This window comes from Amycolatopsis minnesotensis, from assembly GCF_039529815.1.
In the GTDB taxonomy this organism is placed as follows: domain Bacteria; phylum Actinomycetota; class Actinomycetes; order Mycobacteriales; family Pseudonocardiaceae; genus Amycolatopsis; species Amycolatopsis minnesotensis.
Map to the genome: position 1 here is coordinate 1 of NZ_BAAANN010000119.1, position 1,564 is coordinate 1,564.

Consider the following 1,564-nt stretch of genomic DNA (forward strand, 5'->3'; position numbering starts at 1 on the left):
CTAGTAGTGCTTTGTTAGGTTCGTTGCGGGTTGTTGTGGTGTAACGGTTTCACGGTTTGGTGGCAGGTCAGGCACACGCCGGTCCAGGTCGCGAGGAGCATTTGCAGTTCGCGGATGACCTTGTAGAGAGTTAGGCCGGCGCAGCCGCTTTTGGGTCGCCTCGCAGCAGGGTGAGGAACAGGTGCGCGGCGGTGACCAGGGTGACGTGGCGGTGCCAGCCCTGCCAGGAGCGGCCCTCGAAGTGGTCCAGTCCCAGGCCGGTCTTGAGTTCGCGGTAGTCGTGTTCGATCCGCCAGCGGATCTTGGCGTAGCGGATGAGGTCGGCGTGTCTGGTGGTGGTGGGAAGGCTGGACAGCCAGTAGGTGACTGGTTCGGGTTCGTCGTCGGGCCATTCGGCGATCAGCCACCGTTGCGGCAGGACACCGTCGTCGCCGTCGCGGGGGACGCGGTGCCCGGCGGGCCGGACTTGCAGAAACACGAACTGTGAGGACAGCGTGCCTTTGCTGCCTTCACGCCAGCTGATGGTGCGGACAGATTCGCGGCCGGCGGCCGCGACGTGGCGGGCCAGGCTGACCGGCTCGCCGGTGTAGACGGGCGTGGTGCCGGCCGGTGGGCGGCCGCACCGGCCCGTGCCGGACCACTCCCGCGCGACGGGAACCGCCTCGCGGTTGTGCGCCAGCGCGTCGCCTTTGAGCTGCACGCTGTAGGCGATGTCCCGTTTGTCGAGCGCGGCCCGGAACTGGGCGTTGTCGCCATAACCGGCGTCGGCGACCAGCACGGGTGGCCGCAACCCGTGCTCGGCGAACTCGTCCAGCATCTCCACGGCTAGCGTCCACTTCGGACGGTGCCCTTCCTTCTCCGGAATGCCGCACCGGTTGCGCCGCGCCCTGGCGGCCTCGGTGACCGCTTCCACATCGACCTCGGCCCCCGGGCGCGCCTGATCATCACCTGGCGCGGCGGCTCGTGGCGCGTTCTTCAGTGTCTTGCGCCGCTTGGCTTTGGCCGCCTTGACCGCGGCCGGACCGGCCTTGGCCGTGTCCCAGGACTCCGGCAGGAACAGCTTCCAGCCCAGTGGGCAGGATGCCGTGTCGGTGACCGCGTGCACGCTGACCCCGATCTGACAGTTGGCCACCTTGCCCAAGGTTCCGGAGTACTGCCGAGCCACACCCGGTGAACTCGCGCCGTCTTTCGGGAAGCCGCTATCGTCGACCGCCCAGGCCACCGGACCGATCGTCTCCACCGCTTTGCGGGCCAGTCGTGCCCGCACCGCGTCGGTGTCCCACGTCGAAGTGGTCACGAACTGTTGCAGCCCTTGATGATCCACCCCCAGCCGGTCCGCCATCGGCTGCATCGACTTCCGCTGCCCATCCAGCAACAACCCGCGCAGATACGTCTCACCCTTGGCCCGCTGATCAGACCGGGCCAAGGGCACGAACACCTCCGCCGCGAACGCCTCCAGACGTTGCCGGACATGGACAAGCTCATCAGGGGTCACCAGGACATGAAACCGCCCAGCCTGCCCCACGTCCTCACGACACGCCAAGACCTAACAAAGCACTACTAG

1 protein-coding gene is annotated in these 1,564 nt (G+C 67.4%); it reads right to left on the reverse strand.

The features are described from left to right. Positions 1–130: 130 nt before the first annotated feature. Positions 131–1,495, reverse strand: coding sequence for an IS701 family transposase (locus ABD256_RS44075; protein WP_344432383.1), 1,365 nt, complete (start codon positions 1,493–1,495; stop codon positions 131–133). Positions 1,496–1,564: the final 69 nt, after the last annotated feature.